This is a genomic window from Massilia forsythiae (assembly GCF_012849555.1).
GTDB classification, from domain to species: Bacteria; Pseudomonadota; Gammaproteobacteria; order Burkholderiales; family Burkholderiaceae_D; genus Telluria; species Telluria forsythiae.
On record NZ_CP051685.1, the window covers coordinates 4,544,928 to 4,566,613 of the forward strand.

15 protein-coding genes are annotated in these 21,686 nt (G+C 69.0%); 9 read left to right on the forward strand and 6 right to left on the reverse strand.

What is annotated here, in order from left to right; translation table 11 throughout:
• Positions 1-71: 71 nt before the first annotated feature.
• On the reverse strand, positions 72-1,088 hold the full coding sequence (locus HH212_RS19245; RefSeq protein ID WP_170203979.1) for a LacI family DNA-binding transcriptional regulator: 1,017 nt from the start codon (positions 1,086-1,088) through the stop codon (positions 72-74).
• Between the two features lie 252 nt (positions 1,089-1,340).
• On the opposite strand from HH212_RS19245, the gene HH212_RS19250 reads away from it, so the two are divergent.
• From HH212_RS19250 to HH212_RS19270, 5 genes are all read left to right on the forward strand, one after another.
• Positions 1,341-4,244: a TonB-dependent receptor gene (locus HH212_RS19250; RefSeq protein WP_170203980.1), complete on the forward strand. Its 2,904-nt coding sequence runs from the start codon at positions 1,341-1,343 to the stop codon at positions 4,242-4,244.
• An 85-nt stretch (positions 4,245-4,329) separates the two neighbouring features.
• Entirely contained in the window at positions 4,330-5,727 is a 1,398-nt protein-coding gene (locus tag HH212_RS19255; protein WP_170203981.1) for a BNR repeat-containing protein, read from the forward strand.
• A 35-nt stretch (positions 5,728-5,762) separates the two neighbouring features.
• Positions 5,763-7,025: a glycoside hydrolase family 88/105 protein gene (locus HH212_RS19260; protein WP_229217360.1), complete on the forward strand. Its 1,263-nt coding sequence runs from the start codon at positions 5,763-5,765 to the stop codon at positions 7,023-7,025.
• Between the two features lie 187 nt (positions 7,026-7,212).
• A complete protein-coding gene (locus HH212_RS19265) occupies positions 7,213-9,597 on the forward strand; it encodes a beta-galactosidase (RefSeq protein WP_170203982.1) in 2,385 nt (794 codons plus the stop codon).
• A gap of 79 nt (positions 9,598-9,676) precedes the next feature.
• Positions 9,677-10,993, forward strand: coding sequence for a DUF2264 domain-containing protein (locus HH212_RS19270; RefSeq protein ID WP_170203983.1), 1,317 nt, complete (start codon positions 9,677-9,679; stop codon positions 10,991-10,993).
• A 304-nt stretch (positions 10,994-11,297) separates the two neighbouring features.
• Here the strand turns inward: HH212_RS19270 and HH212_RS19275 are convergent, their stop codons facing one another.
• From HH212_RS19275 to HH212_RS27625, 5 genes are all read right to left on the reverse strand, one after another.
• Positions 11,298-11,777, reverse strand: a complete 480-nt coding sequence (locus HH212_RS19275; RefSeq protein WP_170203984.1) for a VOC family protein — start codon at positions 11,775-11,777, stop codon at positions 11,298-11,300.
• A gap of 115 nt (positions 11,778-11,892) precedes the next feature.
• Positions 11,893-12,513, reverse strand: a complete 621-nt coding sequence (locus HH212_RS19280; RefSeq protein ID WP_170203985.1) for a flavin reductase family protein — start codon at positions 12,511-12,513, stop codon at positions 11,893-11,895.
• Positions 12,514-12,599: 86 nt separating this feature from the next.
• The gene (locus tag HH212_RS19285) at positions 12,600-13,388 is read right to left on the reverse strand and encodes a type 1 glutamine amidotransferase domain-containing protein (RefSeq protein ID WP_170203986.1); all 789 of its coding nucleotides are present in this window, start codon (positions 13,386-13,388) and stop codon (positions 12,600-12,602) included.
• Between the two features lie 277 nt (positions 13,389-13,665).
• Positions 13,666-15,339, reverse strand: coding sequence for a sodium/sugar symporter (locus HH212_RS19290; RefSeq protein WP_170203987.1), 1,674 nt, complete (start codon positions 15,337-15,339; stop codon positions 13,666-13,668).
• Positions 15,340-15,720: 381 nt separating this feature from the next.
• Positions 15,721-15,843 (reverse strand): hypothetical protein, encoded by a 123-nt coding sequence (locus tag HH212_RS27625; RefSeq protein ID WP_255486839.1) that lies wholly within the window; start codon positions 15,841-15,843, stop codon positions 15,721-15,723.
• A gap of 53 nt (positions 15,844-15,896) precedes the next feature.
• On the opposite strand from HH212_RS27625, the gene HH212_RS19295 reads away from it, so the two are divergent.
• The 4 genes from HH212_RS19295 (at position 15,897) to HH212_RS19310 (ending at position 21,685) form a co-directional block, all read left to right on the forward strand.
• Positions 15,897-17,585 carry a carboxylesterase/lipase family protein gene (locus tag HH212_RS19295; RefSeq protein ID WP_170203988.1) on the forward strand — a complete coding sequence of 563 codons (1,689 nt, stop codon included), beginning with the start codon at positions 15,897-15,899 and terminating at the stop codon, positions 17,583-17,585.
• Between the two features lie 276 nt (positions 17,586-17,861).
• Entirely contained in the window at positions 17,862-20,153 is a 2,292-nt protein-coding gene (locus tag HH212_RS19300; protein ID WP_170203989.1) for a sensor histidine kinase, read from the forward strand.
• A 210-nt stretch (positions 20,154-20,363) separates the two neighbouring features.
• Entirely contained in the window at positions 20,364-20,831 is a 468-nt protein-coding gene (locus HH212_RS19305) for a Csu type fimbrial protein (RefSeq protein ID WP_441295197.1), read from the forward strand.
• Positions 20,832-20,863: 32 nt separating this feature from the next.
• The gene (locus HH212_RS19310; RefSeq protein WP_229217361.1) at positions 20,864-21,685 is read left to right on the forward strand and encodes a fimbrial biogenesis chaperone; all 822 of its coding nucleotides are present in this window, start codon (positions 20,864-20,866) and stop codon (positions 21,683-21,685) included.
• Position 21,686 lies beyond the last annotated feature (1 nt).

Below are 21,686 nucleotides of genomic sequence, written 5' to 3' on the forward strand. Positions count from 1 at the left end.
GGCGCATCGCCCCGCGTGCTGCGCGCGGCTGCAGGCCGGCTCCCGATCGGTAGCTGCGCCATGCGCGGCGCTCAGGCCGCGGGCGCGGGGCCGGTCGAGTTGCGCACCACCAGCCGCGTCGGCAGGGCGATCTTGACCGCGTCCACCTGGCGGCCGTCGATCAGTTCGACCAGTTCGCCGACCGCGCGCACGGCCATGGTGTCGAACGGCTGGCGGATCGTGGTCAAGGTCGGGAACACGTAGCCGGAGGTCGGGATGTCGTCGAAGCCGATCACCGAGACGTCGTCCGGCACCTTGAGTCCGCGGCTGCTGATGGCGTCCATGGCGCCGAAGGCCATCTCGTCGTTGGCGGCGAAGATGCCGGTCGGCGGGTGGGGCAGGGCCAGCAGGCGCTGGGCCGCGGAAAAGCCGCCCGGCTGCACGAAGGCGCCGTTCTCGACCAGCGCCGGGTCGGCTTCGATGCCGGCCGCCGCCAGCGCGTCGAGGTAGCCGCGCTCGCGCTCGCCGCTCTGGCCGCTGCCCGGATTGCCGGCGATGAAGGCGATGCGGCGGTGCCCCAGCGCTAGCAGGTGCTCGACCGCGCTGCGCGCGCCGATGCGGTTTTCCGGCACCACGCAGGGCAGGTCGAGGCGGCGCGCATCGAAGCTGACCAGCACGCAGCGCGCCTTTTGCTGCTCGATGACGTCGAGGTAGCCATCGTCCGCGGTCGGCATCAGGACCAGCATGCCGTCGCAGAGTTTACCCAGCATGTCGCAGGTGGCGGCGTGGCCGGGGCGGTCGAAGCGCTCGGCGTTATACACCAGCATGTCGTAGCCGCGGCGGCGGATCTCGTCGCCGATCGGGCGGATGATCTCGTGCAGGACGACCGGGCCGTAGTTGTTGACGAACACGCCGATCAGCTTGCTCTTGTCGCCGCGCATGCGGCGCGCCAGCATGTCCGGCGTGTAGTTCAGCTGCGCCGCCGCCGCCATGATGCGTTCGCGTGCGCCGTCGGACACGTAGCCTTCGCCGCGGATGGCGCGCGAGGCCGTGATCGGCGAGACGCCGGCGAGCTTGGCGACCTCACTCAGTTTGCTGGCTTTGCGCATGCGTCGGGTCCGTGGAAATCGTCATGGTAGCGGCATTTGGCGCCGGTTTGTGGTGACGATACCACGCCATTTCTTCCAGTGTTGCTACGGCGCCGCAGACGGTGAACAAACGATCAAGTTTTTGCTCGTTTGAACATCGTCGATTGAAGTCGGCAAATGCTACTGGTAACGTAACCATATGCTCGTCAATACAACACGACACGGAACGACCACCCGGGCATGGCGGATCGCCGGCAGTTCAACGGAGACAAGATGAAAAAGAAAATACTGGCAAGCCTGTTGCCGCTGGCGCTGGCCGCGGCCTATGGAAGCAATGCGGCGGCGCAGGAGGCCGGCACTGCCGGAGAGCAGGCGGCGCCGGCCGGCGCCCAGGATCTGTCGGCCGCCGGCGTCCAGGCGGATGCGGCGGCAAGCGCGCCCGGGTCGCCTCAGACCGTCACGGTCACCGGCTTCCGCTCCAGCCTGCAAAAGGCGCTCAACCTGAAGCAGCAGGCGATCGGCGTGCGCGACTCGATCGTGGCCGAGGACATCGGCAAGTTCCCCGAGGCGAACGTGGCCGAATCGCTGCAGCGCGTGCCGGGCGTGATCCTGAACCGCGACGACAGCTCGGGCGAGGGCCAGCGCATCTCGATCCGCGGCCTGCCGACCGAATATTCCGTCACCACCCTGAACGGCGCGCCGGTCAACACCACTTCCACCAGCACCATCGGCAGCGCCGCGCGCGGCTTCAACTACGACGTGTTCGCCTCCGAACTGTTCGGCCGCATCGACTTCTATAAATCGCCGCTGGCCGAACTGACCGAGGGCGGCCTGGGCGGCGTGGTCGATCTGCAGTCGCCGCGTCCGTTCGACAACCCGAAGCGCACCATCCGCTACGCGCTCTCGGAGTCGTACAACACCATGTCGAAGAAGGCCGATCCGTCCGGCTTCGCGCTGTACTCGAACACCTGGGGCAACTGGGGCGTGCTGGCCGGCGTGGCGCATTCGGAAAGCGTCAACAACCGCTCGGGCTTCGAAGCCACCGGCGGCTACAACAGTTCCTACAACGGCAGCCGCAGTCCGATCCTCGGCAACTTCGCGCTGGCGCTGGACTACGCCGACCCGCGCGCCAACCTGTCCGGCTACACGCGCGACCAGATCGACCGCGCCTTTTTGCCGCGCATCTACCGCTTCTACGGTTCGTCCAACGACCGCACCCGCGACGGCTTCGTCGGCTCGCTGCAGTACAAGGACGAGCGCTTCAACCTGAGCCTGGACACCATGTATTCGCAGCTGAAGAACAGCCGCGACGAGATCTACTACGGCATCCTGATCCGCAACAGCAAGACCACCGACCGCACGGCGCCGGCCGGGCAGGGCAACCACAGCGGCCTGGTGCCGATCAACGTCCACATCGATCCGGCCACCAACCTCCTGACCGGCACCTTCGGCAATACCTCGTACAGCAGCGGTGCCACCTACGGCGAGGACGAGACCAAGTTCGGCTACGTCGCGGCCAACGGCCAGTGGAAGGTGAACAGCAAGCTGGCCTTGAGCGGCCAGCTGAGCGCCAACCAGAGCCGCGCGCTGAGCTACCAGGACACGCTGTCCGGCCAGATCTTCGGCGTCGACTCGACCATCGACTACGGCTCCGACCACGTGTACCCGTCGCTGTCCTCGCCGGTCGACTACACCAACCCGGCCAACTTTTCCGGCTTCGGCATCGCCACCAGCTGGACACGCGAGACCGACAAGGGCAAGCAGGGCCGCCTGGTGGCCGACTGGGACTACGATCTGTTCGGCGACTGGAGCGGCCACCTGAAGGGCGGCGTGGTCTACGTGGAGACGACGAAAGGCATCAACAAGCGCAACGCCAGCACCGCCATGACGGCCAAGCTGAACGGGCTCGGCGCGGCCGGCATCAGGAGCGGCATGACCGCGACCCTGCCGATCTCGAACCTGGACATCGGCTCCGGCTGGCCGAGCCGCTTCGGCACCTTCACGCGCGGCTACACCTATTCGACCTTCGATCCGCTCGCCTTCAACACCGATGCCGCCTTCACCCCGGCGCAGAGCTTCGAAGCGACGGAAAAGGTCAGCACCGGCTTCATCCAGTCCGACTTCAAGGGCCGCGTGCTGGAGCGCGAGCTGCGCTTCAACGTCGGCGTGCGCTACTCGCACACCGAACTGGATATCGACAACTACAAGAAGACCGGCAGCGGCGGCGCCTACCTGCCGAACCGGGAGCAGGGCGCGTACAGCAACCTGCTGCCGGCCGCCAGCGCCGCCTTCGACCTGACCGAGGATTTGATGTGGCGCGCCTCGTACGGCAAGACCATCAGCCGCGCCTCGCTGTCGATCATCGCGGCCCAGACCGTGATCCCGAACCCGTTCGACAACGGCGCCACCGCCGGCAACCCGAACCTGAAGCCGCAGCAATCGAAGAACCTGGATACCAGCCTGGAATGGTACTTCAAGCCGGGCAGCCTGCTGTCGGCCGCGTACTTCCGCAAGGAGCTGAGCGACGCCACGGTGTCGAGCACCACCAACACCACCTTCGGCGCCCTGGGCCTGCCGGACAGCTCGCTGGGCGCCATCTTCCAGGATGCCAACGGCCGCGTCGACCCCAGCCTGCCGATCGTGTTGCGCACCTACAGCAACGCCGGCAAGCAGACGCTGAAGGGCTACGAACTGGCCTACCAGCAGGCTTTCACCTTCCTGCCGGACCCGTTCAAGGGCTTCGGCGCGCTGGCCAGCTACACCCACATCGACCCGTTCAACAGCCAGCGCTGGATCACCAACGCCGGCAAGGAGATCAAGGTCAACTCGGTGCCGAAGTACGCCTACAGCGTGACCACCTACTACGAGCGCGGCCCGCTGGCGATGCGCCTGTCCTACAACTACAAGGGCCGCTCGCTGCACGGCGACAACCCGAAGAACAACGGCGACGACCTGATCCGCTGGCGCGCCGCGCGCGGCTACCTGGACGGCAATATCAGCTACCAGCTGACGCCGAACCTGGAACTGCGCCTCGATGCGCTGAACCTGTCCAACACGCTGTCCTACGATTACTTCGAGGATGCGAGCGGCCAGTACGGCAGCGGCAAGCGCACGCGCATGGACTATGCGAAGTACGACGGCCGCACCATCAAGATCGGCATCCGCGGCAAGCTGTGACCCGCCCACGCGACGCGGCCGCCGCCATGCGGGCGGCGGCCGGTATGATGCCAGTTCTCCATCGTTGGCGAAGGAATGCGGTTAGATGAAGCACACTCTGTTACGCGCCGCCGCGGCGGGCTGCTTGGCCGCCTCGTGCGCGGCGGCGCTGGGCGGCTGCGCCGGCGCGGCCGGGCCGCAAGCGGACAGCCACCGGCATCCGGTTGCCGGCGCGGTCGAACTCTCCATTGTGGGCCCGGGCTGGGCAGCGAATTCGGTCAACGCCGTGGTGTTCCGCAAGAACGCGCTGGCCAGCGACGGCGTCGACCAGTACATCGCGTACTACGACGGCGACGGCGTGGTCACGCTCGGCAAGCGCAAGCTGGCCGGCGGCCCGTGGCACGTGCAGCGTACGCCCTACCGGGGCAATGTGCGCGACGCCCACAACACCATCAGCATCATGGTCGACGGCGCCGGCTACCTGCACCTGGCCTGGGACCACCACAACAACGCGCTGCACTACGCCAGGAGCGTGGCGCCGGGCAGCCTGGCGATGCGCACGGCGCCGATGACCGGGCGCGACGAGGGCTCGCTGTCTTACCCGGAATTCTTCCGCCTGGCCGATGGCGGCCTGCTGTTCTTCTACCGCGACGGCGGCTCCGGGCGCGGCAACCTGGTGCTGAACCGCTACGATCCGACGACGATGTCCTGGACCCGCCTGCACGCCAACCTGATCGACGGCGAAGGGCGGCGCAACGCCTACTGGCAAGCCTGCGTGGACGGCGCCGGCACCGTCCACGTGTCGTGGGTGTGGCGCGAATCGCCCGACGTGGCCAGCAACCACGACATGGCCTATGCGCGCTCGCGCGACGGCGGCCTGACCTGGGAAGACAGCAGCGGCAAGCCGTACGCGCTGCCGATCAAGGCCGCCGGCGCGGAGTACGCCGCGCGCATCCCGCAGGGCAGCGAGTTGATCAACCAGACGTCGATGGCGGCCGATGCCCAGGGCCGGCCCTACATCGCCAGCTACTGGCGCGAGCCGGGCAGCGCGGTGCCGCAATACCGGGTGCTGTACAAGACCGCCGACGGCGGCGCCTGGCGCCGGCTCGACCTGGATTTCCGCCGTACGCCGTTCTCGCTGAGCGGCGCCGGCACCAAGGCGATTCCGGTGTCGCGCCCGCAGCTGCTGGTGCGCGCGCGCGGCGCTGGCGACGCATCCCGCGCCGGTGCGCCGGTCGGCGCGCTGCTGGTGTTCCGCGACCGCGACCGCGGCGACGGCGTGTCGGCGGTGCGCATCGACGACGTCGCCGCCGGCCGCTGGCGCGTCGAGGACCTGGACACGGCGCCGCTGGGCGCCTGGGAACCCAGCTTCGATACCGAACTTTGGCGCCGCGACGGCGTACTCGATCTGTTCCTGCAGGCGGTGCGCCAGGTCGACGGCGAAGGCCTGGCGGACGCCGCGCCGACGCCGGTGCGGGTGCTGCGCTGGCGCCCGGGCTTTTGATCTTCCAATCCATGACTGACTGGACCGCATTACTTATGACGAGACGACTCCGCCCGAACACGACGCCGATCGTGGCCATGCTCGGCATCGCCGCGCTGGCCGCCGCCTGCGGCACCTCCCCCAAAGCCGCCAGCCCCGATGCCGGCCCCGGCGCCTCCGCAGGCGCGGCCTCGGCGCCGGCCGCCGGATCGCCGGCCGCCGGATCGCCGGCCGCAGGAATGCCCGCTGCCGCCCCGCGTCCGACCCGCGCCCAGGCCTTGGCAGCGCTGGAGCGCGCCAACCGCTACTGGCAAGCGCACAACCCGCCCGAAAAATGGCCGTTCTGGGACGTCGCCGCCTACCACACCGGCAACATGGCCGCGTATGCGCTGACCGGGAACGCATCCTGGCGCGCCTACTCGACCGCGTGGGCCGAGCACAACCGCTGGCGCGGCGCCTCCTCCGACGTCAAGGCCGACTGGAAGTACACCTATGGCGAGACCGGCGACCACGTGCTGTTCGGCGACTGGCAGGTGTGCTTCCAGACCTACGCCGACCTGTACAACCTGGACCCCGTGAAGGATGCGCGCAAGATCGCGCGTGCGCGCGAGGTGATGGAATACCAGATGGCGACTTCCAACCGCGATTACTGGTGGTGGGCCGACGGCATCTACATGGCGATGCCGGTGATGACGCGCCTGTACGCCATCACCGGCGAGCGCCGCTATCTGGACAAGCTGCAGGAGTGGTTCACCTATGCCGACGAGCTGATGTACGACCGCGAGGCCGGCCTGTACTACCGCGACGCGCGCTATGTCTATCCGAAGCACGCCAGCGGCAACGGCGGCAAGGACTTCTGGGCGCGCGGCGACGGCTGGGTGTTCGCCGCCTTCGCGCGCACGCTGGCCGACCTGCCGCAGGACCATCCGGTGCGTCCGCTGCTGGTCGCGCGCTACCGGCGCATGGCGGCGGCGCTCAAGGCCACGCAGCAGCCGCAGGGCTACTGGACGCGCAGCCTGCTCGACCCGCAGTTCGCGCCCGGTCCGGAGAGCAGCGGCACCGCCTTCTTCACCTACGGCTACCTGTGGGGCATCAACCACGGCTATCTGGACCGGGCCGACTACGCGCCGGTGGCGCTGCGCGGCTGGGACTTCCTCAGCCGCACGGCGCTCGGGCCGGACGGCAAACTCGGCTACGTGCAGCCGATCGGCGACCGCGCGATTCCCGGACAGGTGGTGAACCAGGATTCGACGGCGCCGTTCGGGGTCGGCGCGTTCCTGCTGGCGGGGACGGAAATGGTGCGTTTTCTCGACCGCTGACCCGACCGGAAACGATGCGCTTCCCCAACCGATAAATCAACCCCGTCGTCCCCGCGAAGGCGGGGACCCATACATCGCATCGAACATCGTCATATTGGACGCACCACGGCATGTTTGCGTATGTGACGCCGGATGCTCGGCATGGGTCCCCGCCTGCGCGGGGACGACGGTATCACTTGGCATCCAAATGACGACCAATCTTCCCCGCCGCCGCCTACTGAAAACCACTGCCGGCGCCACCGGCGCGGCCCTCGGCGGCGCGCTGCTGCCGCTGTCCGGCTCCACCCATGCCGCCGCGCACCGCTTCGCCATCGGCGACAAGGACTTCCTGCTCGACGGCAAACCGCTGCAGATCCGCTGCGGCGAAATGCACTTCGCCCGCGTGCCGCGCGAGTACTGGCCGCACCGCCTGAAGGCGATCAAGGCGATGGGCTTGAACACCGTGTGCGCCTACCTGTTCTGGAATTACCACGAATGGCGCGAAGGGAAGTTCGACTGGTCCGGCCAGCGCGACGCGGCCGAATTCTGCCGCCTGGCGCAGGCGGAGGGCCTGTGGGTGATCCTGCGTCCCGGTCCGTACGCCTGCGCCGAGTGGGAGATGGGCGGCCTGCCGTGGTGGCTGCTCAAGCAGCCGGGCGACGCCTTTCTGCGCACGCGCAGCCCGGCCTTCATCGACCCGGCGCGGCGCTGGCTGCGCGAGGTCGGGCGCGCGCTCGGCCAGCAGCAGGTGACCCGCGGCGGCCCGATCTTGATGGTGCAGGTCGAGAACGAATACGGCTTCTTCGGCAGCGATCTGGACTACCTGCGCACGATGCGCCGGGCCGTGCTGGACGCCGGCTTCGACGTGCCGCTGTTCCAGTGCAATCCGACCAACGCGGTGGCCAAGACCCACATCCCGGAACTGTTCTCGGTGGCGAACTTCGGTAGCGACCCGCAAGCCGGCTTCAAGGCGCTGGCGGCGGTGCAGCAGGGGCCGCTGATGTGCGGCGAATATTATTCCGGCTGGTTCGACACCTGGGGCGCGCCGCACCGGCGCGGCAGCGCGGACGGCGCGGTGCGCGACATCCAGGCCATGCTGGGGGCGAACGGCTCGTTCAGCCTGTACATGGCGCACGGCGGCACCACCTTCGGCCTGTGGGGCGGCTGCGACCGGCCGTTCCGGCCCGACACCACCAGCTACGACTACGATGCGCCGATCGGCGAGGCCGGCTGGACCGGCGCCAAGTTCGACGCCTACCGCGCCGGTATCCGGCCGTTCCTGGCACCGGGAGAGGTACTGCCGGCGGCGCCGGCCAGGAACCCGGTGATGACGATCGCGCCGTTCGCGCTCACCGAATCGGCGGCGGTGCTGGCCAACCTGCCGGCGCGCACGATCCGCGACGCCTCGCCGCGCCCGCTCGAAGCCTACGACATCAGCCGCGGCCTGGTGAGCTACCGCACGACGCTGCCGGCCGGCCCGGCCGGCACGCTGGAAGCGGCCAGGGTGCGCGACCTGGCCTGGGTGTTCGTCGACGGCCGCCCGGTCGGCACCATGGACACGCGCCAGCGCCGCTACAAGGTCGAGCTGGCGGCGCGCGCCGCGCCGGTGACGCTGGAGATCCTGCTGTACACGATCGCGCGTGTGAACTTCGGGCGCGAGGTGCACGACCGCAAGGGCCTGCACGGGCCGGTGACGTTCACGCCCAAGGCGGCGCAGCCGGTCGCGCAGGCGGTCGAACAGTGGGAAATCCGCGCCATCGACTTCGACGCCGACGGCGTGCTGCCGCCGCTGGCCTTCAAGCGCGGCCGCGCCGCCGGGCCGGCGTTCTGGCGCGGCGGCTTCGAGGCCGGGCGCGGGCTCGACACCTTCCTCGACATGTCCGGCTGGGGCCAGGGCATCGTCTGGATCAACGGCCGCTGCCTGGGCCGCTACTGGAGCATCGGGCCTACCCAGACCATGTACCTGCCCGGACCGTGGATCCGGCGCGGGCGCAACGAGGTCGTGGTGCTGGACCTGACCGGCCCGCGCGAGGCACGCATCGCCGGCCTGGCCGAGCCGGTGCTCGACCGCCTGCGCCCGGAACTCGACCTGGCGCGCCCGCCCAGCAGCGCGCGCCTGCAGCTGGACGGCGTCAAGCCTGCGTTCGAGGGCGAGTTCGCGCCGGGCGCGGCGACCCAGGACGTGCGCTTCGCGGCGCCGGCGCGCGGCCGCCAGTTCTGCCTGGAGTCGCTCGACGCCTTCGACGGCAAGCAGTACGCCGCGGTGGCCGAGATCGCGCTGCTCGGCCGGGACGGCAAGACGCTCGACCAGTCCGACTGGACCATCGCCTACGTCAGCAGCGAGGAAGCCAGCAAGGAAGACGGCGGCGCGCTGAACGCGATCAACGGCCAGAACAGCGACTACTGGCACACGGCCTACGCCGGCGCCGCTGCGCGCAATGCGGTACATCCGCACCGGCTGGTGATCGACCTCGGCGGCGACGCCGAGGTGGCCGGCCTGCGCTACACGCCGCGCCAGGGAGAGGAGGGCGTGACCGGGCGCATCCGGCGCTTCCGCGCCTACGTCGGCGAGCGCCTGGTGGTGGGCAACTGATACGAGGCGGCGGTCCGCGTCCCCGCCGACGACGAAGACAAAGACGACGACAACGATAACGAGAACGACAGGAGACCCGATGAAACGACGCGACTTCGTACGCAATATGGCGGCCGGTTCGGCCGCCGCAGGCCTGGCCGGCGCCGCCGCTGCCGCTGCCACTGCCGCCGTTGCCGGCCAGGCCTCGGCCCAGGTCCCGTCCTCTGGCGCCGCAGCGGCCGCATCCGCCGGCGGCGCCGGCGAGCGCGCCTGGATGGCCGGCCTGCTGCAGAAAATGGCCGAGCCGGTGCTGGCGGCCATGTCCAGGGGCGAGCTGCAAAAGACCTTCCCGCTCGAACTCAGCCCCACCTGGGACGGGCGCGACCGCCGCGTCGCCTACCTGGAATGCTTCGGCCGCCTGATCGCCGGCGCCGCCCCCTGGCTGGCGCTGCCGGACGACGACGGCGCCGAGGGCAGGGTGCGCAAGCGCCTGCGCCAGATGGCGCTGCAGAGCTACGTGAATTCGGTCGACCCGGCCAGCCCGGACCGACTGCTGTGGAAGGGGCCGGGCCAGGCGCTGGTCGATTCGGCCTACTACACCAACGCGCTGATGCGCGCGCCGCAGGCGCTGTGGGAACCGCTCGACGCCGCCACCAAGGCGCGCATCGTGGCCGAGATCAAGGGCCTGCGCCGCATCGAGCCGCCCTACATCAACTGGCTGCTGTTCGCCGCCATGAACGAAGCCTGGCTGCTGTCGATCGGCGAGGAAGCGGATCCGATGCGCATGAACGTCGCTATCCGCAAGATCAACGAGTGGTACGTGGGCGACGGCTGGATCAAGGATGGCGAGGCCTTCCACTTCGACTACTACAACGCCTTCGTGATGCAGCCGATGCTGGTCGAGATCCTGGAAGTGCTGGTCAAATACAAGGGGCCGTTCTGGAACGCCAAGCCGGCCGACCTGCTGGCGCAGGCGAACAAGCGCATCGGCCGCTATTGCGAGCACCTGGAGCGCTTCATCTCGCCGCAGGGCACCTTCCCGCCGATCGGCCGTTCGCTGACCTACCGCAGCGCCGCCTTCCAGCCGCTGGCGCTGCTGGCCTGGCGCAAGCGATTGCCGGCCAGCCTGCCGGAAGGGCAGGTGCGCGCCGCGCTGGGCGCCGTCCACCGCGCCCTGTTCAGCGACCCGACCAATTTCACGCGCGACGGCTTCCTCACCATCGGCTTCGTCGGCCACCACCCGGAACTGGGCGACTGGTATTCCAACAACGGCAGCATGTACATCACCTCGGCCAGCTTCCTGGCGCTGGGCCTGCCGGAGCAGGACAGCTACTGGACCAGCCCGGCCCAGGACTGGACCCAGAAGAAAGCCTTCGCCGGCCAGCGCTTCCCCAAGGACTACCCGGTCGACTACTGATCTCAAACCGCGTAGGGTGGACGGCTCTGCCGTCCACGCGTTCAACCACCGGCAATTCAGACGCGATTCGGGGTCAGAGCACAACTCCACGGAGAGCAGCAATTCGGGGTCGGAGCACAATTCCACAGTTCAAGCCGCTGCACCTTCTCGAAATGTTTCTTGAGCTATTACCAAAAATTTTGCTCTGACCCCGGTTTGATGCCAAACAAGCCAGCGCAATCTCTCATATAGGTGCAACTAACCGACAATATCGAAAAACACAAAAAAGCAACCACCAGACCAGTGGCCCAACATATCGCTTCCGTCATCCGCGCCGCGCAGCCTCGATCGCCGCCACGTCGATCTTGCGCATCGTCATCATCGCCGCGAACACGCGCCGCGCCACCGCCGGGTCCGGGTCGGCAAGCCCATCGGTCAGCACGCGCGGTGTGATCTGCCACGACATGCCCCATCTATCCTTGCACCAGCCGCATTCGTTTTCCTCACCGCCATTGCCGACGATCGCATTCCAGTAGCGGTCGGTCTCGGCCTGGTCCCCGGTCGCCACCTGGAACGAGAACGCCAGCGTATGCGGCACGCCCGGCCCGCCGTTCATGCCGATGCAGGGTATCCCGAGCACCGAGAATTCGACCACCAATACGTCACCGGCCTTGCCGGAAGGGTAGTCGCCGGGCGCGTGCCGGACGGCGCCAACGGCGCTGTCTGGAAACGTTTCGGCGTAGAACCGGGCGGCGTCCAGCGCGGCGCCGTCGTACCAGAGGCAGATCGTGTTCTTGCTGACCATGTTTGTTCTCCAAGAATGACAAAGGGATCAGGGGACAGACACGTCACATTACCCGTTTTGCCGAGCGCCCGCCGGCTTTTCGGCGCCTTGCGGCGTGGCATGCACGCCAACCGCATCACCCCGGCCGCGACATCTTGAACAGCTGCTCCGGCCCGATGCTGAAATAATCCGCCGGCCCGCCGCCGCGCAGGATCGGCGCGGCCGCGGCGGTGTCGTACACGCCATCCTTCAGCAGGCTGCGGTCGATATGCACGCCCACCACCTCGCCCAGCACCAGCCAGGTCGGCACCGTCGCGCCGTCGGCGCGCTGCAATTGCACGATCTGGGTCAGCCGGCATTCGAACGACACCGGGCTTTCCGCCACGCGCGGCGCCGCGATCAGGCGCGAGGCCGCCGGCGTCAAGCCGGCCAGCGCGAATTCGTCGACCTCGGGCGGCGCCGCGGTGCAACTGATGTTCATCTGCTCGGCCAGCGCGCGCGTCGCCAGGTTCCAGCCGAACTCGCCGGTCTGCTCGATGTTGCGCAGCGAATCCTTGTAGCCGATGCTGGCGAAGCCGATGATCGGCGGCGTGTAGTTGAAGGCGTTGAAAAAGCTGTAGGGCGCCAGGTTGAGGATGCCGTCGCCGCTCCTGGACGAGATCCAGCCGATCGGGCGCGGGCCGACGATGGCGTTGAAGGGGTCGTGCGGCAGGCCGTGGCCGGCGCGCGGTTCGTAGAAATGGATGGTGTCGCTCATGCGGGCTCCTCGGGTGAAAACCGCACGATAAACGATTGCGCCGATGTGCGTACGTCCGGGTCCGCTACGCGCGCCGGCGCGGCCGCTCACGGCGGATCGGAAGATGCCGCCTGCGTGGATGCGCCGGCATCCGCTTCGCCATCGGCATCGCCCTGCTGGCGCCGGCGCCGGCCCATGTTGGCGGCCACCACGCCCACGCCCAGCAGTGCCAGGCTCAGCATCGCGCCCACCGAGGGCGCCGACAGCCAGCGCAGCGGCTGGCCCGGCGTCTCGCACGGTTCCTGCTGCGGCGGGTCGGACGGGCCCTCGCTTTGCGCCGGTGCGGCGTCCTCGCCGGCGAAGAACGCGACCAGCGTCGCGGTGAAGGCGGCGACGTCCTGCGGACCGCGGCCCGACAGCCAGCGCCCGTCGCGCACCACGTCCTGGTTCAGCCAGGTGGCGCCGGCGTTGACCAGGTCGTCGCGGATGCCGGGCCAGGCGCTCAAGGTGCGGCCTTGCAGCAGCCCGATCGAGGCCAGCAGCAGCGGCGCCTGCGACAGCGTGGCGACCGGCTTGCCGGCGGCGTCGACCTGGCGTACGAAGTCGCGCGCGGCGTCCGACTGGCGCAGCGAATCGGGCGCGATGAATCCGCCCGGCAGCAGCAGGCCGTCGTAGTCGGCCACGCGCGCATCGCCCACCGCCTTGTCGACCCGCAGCAATTCGCCCGACTGGTGCACGTGCATGCCGCGGATGCGGCCGCCGCGCAGGGCGATGACCTCGACCTGGGCGCCGGCCGCCTTCAGGGCCGCCACCGGCGTTTCCAGCTCGGCCTGCTCGAAGCCGTTCGCCGCCAGCACGGCGATGCGCTTTCCCGCGAGTTTGCCCGGTTCGCCCATGATGCCCTCCATTGCGTCCACCCCGTACAGAGTTGCTGGAGGCGGCTTTGGTTCCGGCCTGCCGCGATTGCCGACGTTGCGGCGGCGCGCCGGATGAGGCAATGTTGTTGCCGCAAAAACGTCGTCCCCGCGCAGGCGGGGACCCATGCCGAGTAACCGAAGTCAATATGCACGCACCTCGATTCCGTTACTGTCAGCTTGGGTCCCCGCCTTCGCGGGGACGACGGGGAGATTCGCGGCAGCGTCAATGGCTTGCCGCGGGTACTTCACCAGCTGCTTACCACCAGGCGATATACACCGCCGCCACCAGCACGCACACGATCGCCGAACCCACGGCGAAGCCGCCGTCGACGCGGAACATGCGGCGGTCGATGACCATGCGCTTGGCTTCGGCTTCGCTGCGGTTGCCGCTCAGGCTCAGCAGGACCATGCCGGCGACCACAAGCAGGAACACGATCAGCATGCGGTCCAGGAACGGGATCTCGTACACGCCGGCGCCGTTGTCCACGGCGAAGCCGATCGGGGCCAGGAAGTGCAGGTCCATCATCCCCGGCAGGAACTTCAGGACGATCGAGAACACCAGGCCGCCGACGGTGGCGAACATCGCCGCTGCGGACGTCGTCTTCTTCCAGAAGAAGCCCAGCAGGAACATGGCCAGGATGCCCGGCGAGACGAAGCCGGTGTATTCCTGGATGTACTGGAAGCCGCCTTTCTTGTCGATGCCCAGCATCGGCGCGATCACCACCGCCAGGATCATCGCGACCACCACGGTGACGCGGCCGATCCACACCATGCGCTGTTCGCTGGCTTCGCGGTTGAAGTTCTTCTTGTAGATGTCGAGGGTGAAGATGGTGGCGATCGAGTTGGCCTTGCCGGCCAGCGAGGCGACCACGGCTGCGGTCAGGGCGGCAAAGGCGACGCCTTTCAGGCCGGTCGGCAGCAGGGCCAGCAGGGTCGGGTAGGCGCGGTCCGGATTCAGCTCGCCGCCCTGGCGCATGGCGTCGCCCAGCGCGCCGCTCTTGTCCAGCGCGTAGGCGGCGATACCCGGCAGCACCACGATCACCGGCATCAAGAGTTTCAGGAACGCCGCGAACAGGATGCCCTTGCGCGCGGTCGGCAGGTCGGCGCCGAGGGCGCGCTGGGTGATGTACTGGTTGCAGCCCCAGTAGTTCAGGTTGACGATCCACATGCCGCCGATCAGCGTCGACAGGCCCGGCAGGTCCATGTAGTTGGCATTGCCGCGGGTGAGCACCATGTCGAAGTGTTCGCCGGCGCGCTTGAACAGCTCGCTGGCGCCCTGCACCGAACCGTGGCCGCCGCCCAGCTTGGCCACCAGGTCGAGCGCGATCCAGGTGGTGACCAGGCCGCCGACCACCAGGCACAGCACCTGGATCACGTCGGTGTAGCCGATCACCTTCATGCCGCCCAGTGTGATGATGGCGGCGAACACCGCTAGGAAGATCATGCAGGCGAACACGTTCAGGCCGGCGATGCTGGAGATCGCCAGCGCGCCCAGGTACAGGATCGAGGTCAGGTTGACCACGACGTACAGGCCGAGCCAGAACAGCGCCATCGTGGTGGCCACGGCCTTGCCGTAGCGCTGCTCGAGGAACTGGGGCATCGTGTAGATGTGGTTCTTCAGGTACACCGGCATGAAGAACACGGCGACGATGATGAGGGTGGCCGCCGCCATCAGTTCGTACACGGCGATCGCCATGCCGATGCGGTAGCCGGAGCCGCTCATGCCGATGAACTGCTCGGCCGAGATATTGGACGCGATCAGCGAGGCGCCGATGGCCCACCAGGTGAGGGAACCTTCAGCCAGGAAGTAGTCGTGCGAGGCGCGCCCGGAGGTGCTTTTCTTGCGCCGGTATACCCAGATGCCGTAGGCCGCGACGACCACGAAGTAGACCAGGAAGACGAATGAATCGAGGGTGGAAAATGGAGTCATGAATTATGCGCTCAGGATGTCTCGGGGCGCATGGGTGCGGGCGGCCCGTGCGCTTGTTATGTCGTCGGCCGGCCTCGCGAAAGGCCGGCCAGCGCGCCGCCAGGAACCTGTCCTGGGGCAGCCGCTGCCCGCCGTCATGTAATCGATTACATACAGCTTATCGAAAATACCATATGTTGCCGGGCCGAACAAAGTTTTTTTGTATTCCCGCCATCATCATAGCGATAATTCGATCGCGCGCCGAACTAATCGTCATGTTTGCGCAACGGGGCCGGGCGCGGCGGCGTTGTCCATCGCCGGCATTGTAGGGGAGCTTTCTGGCGGCAGACCGCGGCGGACCGAAACGCTCATACACTTGATTCGAACACGGTTTCGAGCCGGTCACAGGCGCGGTTCGGTCGCGCGCATGATCGCGGCGCGAGCACGAGCCCGGCGCGCGCATGCGCCGTCGTGCGCCGCCGCCGCGTCCGCGCCGCCATTGCCTGTAGCCATGAATTGCGACATGATGGCGCTCCGCCGGCCCGGCCCGGCATGAAAAACACAAGGAGCATCGCGCCATGAGACACCGCATCCCGTTCGCCGTATTACCCATCACCGGCGCCCACGGCGCGCGGGGCCGCCGTCCTGCGGCCGCAGCGCTGGCCGCCGCGCTCGGCCTGCCGCTGCTGCTGGCCGGGTGCGCCACCGCGGGCGCCGGCGCGGCCGCCGTGCCGGCAGGCGGCGCCGGGCTGCAGGTGCGTCTCGACACCGGCACGCTGGAAGGGCGCGCCGGCGCGGACGGCGTGCGCGCCTTCAAGGGCATCCCGTACGCGGCGGCGCCGGTGGGCGCGCTGCGCTGGCAGGCGCCGCAGGCGGCGCCGCGCTGGGACGGCGTGCGCCGGGCCGATGCCTTCGGCGCGCGCTGCATGCAGCTGCCGCTGTTCGCGGACATGGTGTTCCGCTCGAACGGCGTCAGCGAGGATTGCCTGTACCTGAACGTGTGGACACCGGCGGCGCCGGCCGCCACCGGCGAGGGACAGGGCTTGCCGGTGCTGGTGTACTTCTACGGCGGCGGCCTAGTGGCCGGCGACGGTTCCGAGCCGCGCTACGACGGCGCCGCCATGGCGCGCCAGGGCATCGTGGCCATCACCGTCAACTACCGCCTCGGCCTGTTCGGCTTCCTGGCGCATCCGGAACTGAGCGCCGAGTCGCCGCACCGGGCGTCCGGCAACTACGGCTTCATGGACCAGGCGGCGGCGCTGCAATGGGTGCGCCGCAACGCCGCGGCGTTCGGCGGCGACCCGCGCCGCGTCACCATCGCCGGCGAATCGGCCGGCTCGTATTCGGTGAGCGTGCAGATGGCCTCGCCGCTGGCGAAAGACCTGATCGCCGGCGCCATCGGCGAGAGCGGCGCGCTGCTGGGCATGAACGCGCTGCCGACGCTGGCCGAGGCCGAAGCCGCCGGCCGCCAGCTGGGCAACCAGCTGGGCAACCAGCTGGGCGCGCCGACGCTGGCGCAGCTGCGCGCGCTGCCGGCGCAGGCGCTGCTGGACGCCGGCACGCGTCCGGATGCGGTGCGCGCCGGCGCCATCGTCGACGGCTACGTGCTGCCGCAGGCGCCCGCGGCCATCTACGGCGCCGGACGCCAGGCCCACGTGCCGCTGCTGGCCGGCTGGAATTCGGCCGAGGGCGGCGCGGGCAGCATCCTCGGAGACGGCAAGGGCGGCGCCGCGCCCACCGAGGCCGATTTCATGGCCGGCCTGCGCCGCCTGTACGGCGCGCGCGCCGCGGACGCGCGCCGCGCCTACGCCGGCGACGTGGACAGCGCAGCGCGCGAGCTGGCCAGCGACCGCTTCATCGGCTTCGGCACCTGGCGCTGGATCGACCTGCACGCGCGCAGCGGCGGCCAGCCGGTGTACCGCTATTACTACACCCAGCCGCGCCCGGCCAGCCGCGCCGGGGCGCCGGCGGCGACCGGCGCCGCCCATTCGGTGGAAATCGAGTACGTGCTGGGCAACCTGGACGGCAATCCGGTGTATGCCTGGACGCCGGCGGACGTGGCCTTGTCGCGCCAGGCGCAGGCGTATTTCGCCAACTTCGTCAAGACCGGCAACCCGAACGGCGCCGGCCTGCCGCACTGGCCGGCCCTGGACCGGCGCGGCGCCGGCAGCGGCAGTGCGCTGATGGTGCTGGGCGTGCCGTCGCACGCGGTGGAAGCGGCCGATGGGGCGCACCATGCATTCCATGAAAGCATGGGGCCACGTTGATGCGCAAGGAACCGCAAGTGCGCGGGCTGGACGCATGAGAAATTCGGCGGTATGCGAGGGGCATGTGAAAAATACCGTCAAGTCAGTAAAATCGCTACAAGACGGTTGCACCCGCCGGTGCTAGTATCGGTTAAATATTTGCCCAAATGGAATTTTAACTGCGGCTGCCGACGGTGGCCGCGCTGCAGGACCTAGCGCGATGGCCGGCACCAGCGGCCGGCCATCCCGAGCCGATGTACCTGGCGCCAGGCGGGCAAGCCTTTACTTTCCCGACTTATGGCCGACTTCCTTTATCGTCTGCATGCACTGCGTCCGCGCGGCCTGGCCGGCTACCTGGCCCTGGCGTTTTCCGCCCTGTCGATCGTATTGACGGTGGTCGTGGTCGCCGTGGTCGAACGGGAAGCCAGCCGGCACGTCACCCAGACCATCGGGCATGGCTTGGGCGAACTGGCGTTGCAGGCATCCGACAAGCTCGACCGTGGCATGTTCGAGCGCTACCGCGAGGTCAGCCTGATCGCCCGGCGCTTTTCGCGCGCCGACGCCGATCTCAGCCACGACGGCCTGCGCGCGCTGCTGGACGACGTGCGCGACACCTATTCCTACTACAGCTGGATCGGGCTGACGGACCTGCAGGGCAAGGTGATGGTCTCGGCCGGCGGCCTGCTGGAAGGCGCCGACGTCTCCCGCCGCCCATGGTTCAAGGAAGGCGGCAGCGGCGGCCACGTGGGCGACGTGCACGAGGCGCTGTTGCTGGCCAGGCTGCTGCCGCAGCATGGCAGCGAGCCGGTGCGCTTCGTCGACGTGGCCTTTCCCATTTACGACCTGGACGGCCGGCCGACCGGCGTGCTGGGCGCGCACCTGTCGTGGCAGTGGGCGCGCGACGTCGAGCGCTCGATCATCGCGCCGCTGCAGAGCCAGCGCAACGTCGATGCGTTGATCGTCGGCGCCAACGGCACCGTGCTGCTGGGGCCGCCGGAGCTGCTGGGCGCGCGCATCGACGTCGGCAGGCTGCGCGTGCGCCATCCGGGCGCGCAATCCGGCTACGCGCTGCAGCGCTGGCCGGACGGCAAGACCTACATGGTCGGCTTCAGCCGCTCGCGCGGCTACGCCGATTACCCCGGCCTGGGCTGGACCGTGCTGGTGCGCGAGGACCTGGACAGCGCCTTCGTGCCGGTGCGGCGCCTGCGCAGCTACGGCCTGTGGAGCGGCGTCGCGCTGGCGCTGCTGTTCTCGCTGGCCGGCGTGTTCCTGGCGCGCTGGATCACGCGCCCGCTGATGCAGCTGAAGCGGGAAGCGGCGCGCATCCAGGATGGCGACGGCACCGCGCTGACGGCGCGCATGCGCGGCTACGACGAGGTGCAGACGCTGACGCGCGCCCTGAACAACCTGCTGCTGGTGCTGCAGCGGCGCCAGGCCCAGATGGAAGAGCTCAACCTGACGCTGGAACAGCGCGTGGAAGACCGCACCCAGGCGCTGGCCCAGGCGCTGGCCGCGGTGCAGCGCAACGAGCAGCGCATCGCCACCATCATCGAGACGGCGCAGGACGCCTTCATCGGCATCGACCTGCGGGGGATGGTGATCGACTGGAGTTCGCAGGCGGAGCGCCTGTTCGGCTGGTCGCACGGCGAGGCGCTCGGCCGCTCGCTGGGCGAGCTGGTGGTGCCGCAGCGCTTCCAGTGCAGTTTCGCCAAGGCGCTGCAGCGCTTCCACGACACCGGTCACCTCGGCATCTTCGAGCGCCGCGCAGAGCGCATCGTGCGCGACCGCCGCGGCAACGAGCTGTCGGTGGAAATGACGGTGCGCCTGGCCGGCGCCGACGGCGCGCGCTTCTTCAGCATCTTCGTGCACGACATTTCGCTGCGCAAGAAGGTCGAGCAGATGAAGAACGAGCTGGTGGCCACCGTGTCGCACGAGCTGCGCACGCCGCTGACCTCGATGCGCGCCTCGCTGTCGCTGCTGGCCTCGAATGCCATCGACGGCGTGCCGGACGACGCGCGCGAACTGGTCGACATCGCCCACCGCCATTGCGAGCGCCTGGTGCGCATGGTGAACGACATGCTCGACGTGCAGAAGATCGAATCGGGCAAGGTCCAGCTGAACCGCAGCATGCAGCCGGTGCTGCCGGTGGTGCGCGACGCGGTGGCGGCGATGCAGGGCTACGCGCAGCAGGCCGGCGTCGAGATCGTGTGCGGCGGCAGCTGCGACGAGGCGCTGCGCGCCGAGGTCGACGGCGACCGCCTGACCCAGGTGATCACCAACCTGCTGTCGAACGCCATCAAGTTCTCGCCGCCGGGCGAGCGCGTCGTGGTCGAACTGGGCCGCCACCGCGAGGGCCTGCGCCTGGCGGTGCTGGACCGCGGCCCCGGCATCCCGGCGGATTTCCGCAGCCAGATCTTCGGGCGCTTCGCCCAGGCCGACGACGAGGGCGTGCGCCGCCAGGGTTCGGGGCTGGGCCTGTCGATCAGCAAGACCATCGTCGAAGAGCATGGCGGACACCTCGGCTTCAGCGACCGCGAGGGCGGCGGCACCGCGTTCCACGTCTACCTGCCCTTGGCGGGAAGCGAATGACCCGGCCTGGAAATGCCGAAAAGACCAACGCTGTTGCCTTGATGCATCATATTTGTCGGATTTATCGGAATTTCTGTTTTCGCATTTGCCGAATTCAATGTTTTCTGTCATAGTTGTCGTACGGCAATTAATGCCCGGTTCACTCGTACAGGAGACATCATGTTGGCACCGACCTTCCGCAAGTTCGTATTCGGCGCAATCGCCGTGGCAATGCTGCCGGGCCTGGCCAGCGCCGCCGCTTACAGCAACGGCAGCCAGACGTCGAGCTTCGACGTCACCATGAAGATCGTTGCCGACTGCACCATCGCCGCCAACGGCCTGGATTTCGGCCAGACCCAGGGCGTGCTGGCGCGGACCGTCACCGCCTCGTCGGCGATCAACGTCACCTGCACCAACACCACGCCGTACAACGTCGGCCTGAACGCCGGCACCGGCGCCGGCTCCAGCGGCACCGCGCGCTACCTGAGCGGCACCGGCGCCAACACCAACACGGTGCGCTTCAACCTGTACCAGGCGCCGGGCGCCACCCTGTGGGGCAACACGCAGGGCACCGACACCATGGCCGGCACCGGCAGCGGCGCGCTGCAGACGCTGACCGTGTACGGCGAAATCCCGGCGCAGGCGTCGCCGGCGCCGGACAGCTACAAATCGACCATCACCGCCACCGTCTACTTCTGACCCGCATGCCGTTCGTGCAGGATCGCACCGTCATGGCCATCCCGACCCCGCACCCTTGCGCGCCCGCCGCGCCGCAGCCGCCGGCGCCGCTGCGCGCGCACCTGTTGCGCTACCTGGCCGGTTGCCTGGCGGCGACGCTGCTGGCGGCGCTGCTGGCCTGCATGCTGGCGCGCCCGGCCGCCGCCGCCAACCTGCAGATCTCGCCGGTCTCGATCCAGTTCGCGCGCGGCCAGGGCGCGGCCGGCATCACCTTGCAGAACCAGGGCGACGATGCGCTGTTCGGCCAGGCGCGCGTGTACGTGTGGGAGCAGCGCGACGGCCAGGACGTGCTCACCCCCGCCACCGACCTGGTGGCCAGCCCGCCGGTGATGGAGATCGCCGCGCGCAGCAGCCAGACCATCCGCCTGGTGCGGCGCGGCGCGGCCGCGGGCGGCGACGCTGCCGAGCGCAGCTACCGCATCCTGATCGACGAACTGCCGCGCGGCGAGGAAGCCGGCGGCGTGGCGATCCGCCTGCAATACTCGGTGCCGGTGTTCGCCGCTCCCGCCGACGCCGGCGCCGCGCCGCGCCTTTCCTGGGACGTGTACCGCAAGGACGGCGCCTGGATGCTGCGCGTGCGTAACGACGGCGCCCTGCATGCGCAGATCGGCGCCACCGTATTGCGCGGCGCCGACGGCAAGGACCTGCAGGTCAGCAAGGGCCTGCTCGGCTACGCGCTGGCCGGCAAGACGCGCGAATGGCGCCTGCCGGTGGACGGCGCGCTGGACATGGGCGCGCCCGGCGCCGCGCTGGCGGTCAGCGCCAGCGTGAATGCCCAGCCGGTGAGCGCCAGCGCCAGCGTGCGGCGGGAGTGAG